Annotated in this window: 1 protein-coding gene; it reads right to left on the reverse strand. The window is 51.2% G+C overall.

Annotation, left to right across the window (positions count from 1 at the left end; translation table 11 throughout):
* Window positions 1-147 precede the first annotated feature (147 nt).
* Window positions 148-3,060, reverse strand: a complete 2,913-nt coding sequence (locus AAKU61_RS22270; RefSeq protein WP_354335788.1) for a Tn3 family transposase — start codon at window positions 3,058-3,060, stop codon at window positions 148-150.
* Window positions 3,061-3,207: the final 147 nt, after the last annotated feature.

Here is a 3,207-nt window from a genome sequence, read left to right on the forward strand (position 1 = left end):
TGATTTGGGGTCGATTTGTTTTAGGTGCAATAAGTGACGGTAGGAGATCGAGCACTGGCGTGGGGGTAGTTCTGTAAGTCAATGATTTCATTAAGGTTTCAGCTCGTTGTTTTTCATCGGTTATGTGGCGTCAAACTGTCGCCGGTTTTAGCTATTCACTGCATTTATCGTCGGTACCAGTGAAGGCATCAAATCTGCAGCGTAACGCTCCACTGGAAACCTAAAAACTCCCCGTAAATTGATACCGCTTAGGCGCGTCGGAGCGATCTTGGCCATAATGTCTGCCTCAATGATTTGCCGTCGATTTGCCCAGCGATTCACTACTCCCTGCATCTGCATCGTATTCCATGCCATTACGGTGTTGGCTAACAAACTCAAACCGTCGGCCACCGCCTGCATTTCATCTGCTCGCTTGGCCTGTGCCGGGCTGATGCGTCCTGTATAGATGGCACGCTTCAAAGCGTTGACTGCCTCACCACGGTTAAGTACCCGACGCAGTTCTTGCCTGAAGGGAGTATTCACAAAGTAGTCGGCCAGGAAAGCGGTGCGCAGTAATCGTCCGAGTTGAACACCCGCTTCATAGACTGGTTCACCACGGGCAGCAGAACCAAATCGCGCCAATGCCGCCACTGCACTGGCATTCCCATTCATCACCGATGCCGCCAAATGCACCAAAGTATCCCAATGTTTTTCAATTAAATCGATGTCGATGGACGCATCGCATACCGCAGCAATTTCAGCTGGAATATCCATGCCACGCGGCAAAAATAAATGGCGTTGTTTTAATTCTTTCAAACGAGGGCAAAGATCAAAGCCGACCAAGCGCGCCAGCATCATTGCAAAATCAGTGTAGCCGTGGGTATCCACTGCCAACTGACTGGGTTCCATTCGCTCCTGACGTAAGACCCCCTCAATCGCAACCCCAGCCTGACGCTCATTTAACACAAAAGGTTGGGCATACGAAATACCCCATCGGTCGCGCACATGAGAATAAATTCCAATGGAAGGCGTGTTGCGCCGGGGATCAAGTCTGGCTTGCCAAACGCGTTTGGTCGTCTCCATACTCATCATGTCCGAAGATGCCAGGTCTGATCGTCCCCAAGTTGCGGCAATCGGTTGACGTTGCATGAATTCCAGCACTGCGCTACAGGCCTGACTCAACCTGCGTTCGTCGCCTGCCCAGCGCATTGCTTGACGAATGCTGACGGCCGACAACTGCGGTATCATTCGCGCGCATTCGGCCGATGTTAGGCTGGTACCGTGTGCCAAGATGCCGGCGTAGACCATCAGCAGTTCTTCAGTCGAACGTGGTTCGCGTCCCAACATGATCCAGCTGAACCGAACCTGGGCATCCACTTGTAAAATAACCTCAGGTAACTGTACCTCGCCCAGCCGCTTGTCGAGCTGACTACGTAGCTCAATGACTTTAGGATCCTCATCTTCGGCAGGCATTGCCGTGAGATGTAGCTCATCATCAACACGTAGTTTGCCCTCTCTGGCGGCTTGTGCCACAGCCGCCACGCCAGCACGTACTCGGACAAGTAGCGGGGCTAAAAACGTGCTTGCCTTGGGCGGCAAATTTAACCGAGTATAGTGTCGTTTAGACTCCGCTGCCCAGCGTTCTGGTGTAAAAAATAGGCGCGCCCGTCCACGAAAAAGAAGACTGTGATTCACCCATACCGAGCCATTACGGATACAACGACGCAACGAAAATAAGGTGGCGACCTCTAATGCGCGCATCGCCTTGTCTCTGTCTTCACCTGTAATCGCCGATAACCAGACCCGCCCAAGATGAGGTACGTTCATCTCCGCTGGCAGCTCCCGCACTTTGTCAGCATACAATTTGAGAAGCGCGTTGAGAGCAGCGAGAACCGGATTTCCCTCGTCAGCTTGCCAGGGCAACTTACCAATTTCGGCCAACAAAGAGCGTACTGGTCGAATTCCATCAAATAGACGCTCGCGTACCAAGGAAGCACGGCTCGGTGGTTTGGCTTGTTCATTGAGTTGAACCAGTTCTATCACGCGCAAGCGCAACTGGTCATTGGTGAGGTCGCCCTGTGCAGTCAATCCAGCCAAATCTGCGATTAATTTTTTATAGAGCACTGCCCAGTTGACGGTATCAGGCACTTCATCTCTTGCCAAACGCCACAGATCCGTCACTCGGCGTTGAATCATCGAGATAGCCTGATCAGTGGTGGTAAATAAGCAGTAGCGCAGAAAACACGCCACTTCTACGGTCCGTCTGGGTTCTTTAATTCTGGCACCCACCGATGGCGGCCGATTGGCCAATTGACGAGCATACCTGCGCACGATGAGATCACTCAAGTCACCCAAGTGCTTGTGAATATCGAGACTGTAGAGCAGATTGAGCCGTTCAAACACTTGGGAAATCTGTACAGTCGAATGTTTGGCAGGGGCTTCCCATAACCAGCTTTGTTGAATTTGACCATCTGGACGAAATTGGGCCAAACTGTCGTGCCACTTATCCAACAAGGCACAGGGGACGGTTGTCGCAATGGTCGCGCCAGTTTCCGCTTCAAGCAAATTTAGTGCTGCGACGATCTGACTGCGCAATGCGCGGTCATGCTCAATGAGAAAGTGGCGGTCATACAGCCAGCGCCGGGCAAAATTAAGCAGTTGATCTTTGTCACTAAATCGGATGGCTTCATCGCGCAAGGCATGCACAAAGGAACGCCTCTGGTGATCAGTAGGCCAACCAAAGCCTAGCGTTTCTTGAGCGAGCTGTTGATGATCAAAAAATGTCCTGCCACGTCTGTACATGGCTTTAAGTGATGCCACCTCAGGAGGTGGTACGCCAAGCTCTTTGCCCAGGTGAATCCAGAGTGACGCAGGGACAACACGAATCGCATTGAGTGTACGCCCACTCAGACGTAAAAATCCGATATGCAAAGCAAGTCCCAATTTGTGGGTATCGCTTCGGCGCAGATTGATTACTTCGTGTTCTGAACGACTAAAAGTGAAAAACGCTTGTAACTCAAAGGTACTAAGTTCACGCGGAAGGTCCTTCAGACCCAGATACGTTGTTTGCCAGCTTTGCATCGTTTGTCTCCTTCAATTTGGTAGGACACAATACGCTGAAAAACGACGAGCTGAAACCTTAATAAAATCATTGACTTACAGAACTACCCCCACGCCAGTGCTCGATCTCCTACCGTCACTTATTGCACCTAAAACAAATCGACCCCT

Source organism: Undibacterium sp. GrIS 1.2 (assembly GCF_040544435.1).
In the GTDB taxonomy this organism is placed as follows: domain Bacteria; phylum Pseudomonadota; class Gammaproteobacteria; order Burkholderiales; family Burkholderiaceae_D; genus Undibacterium.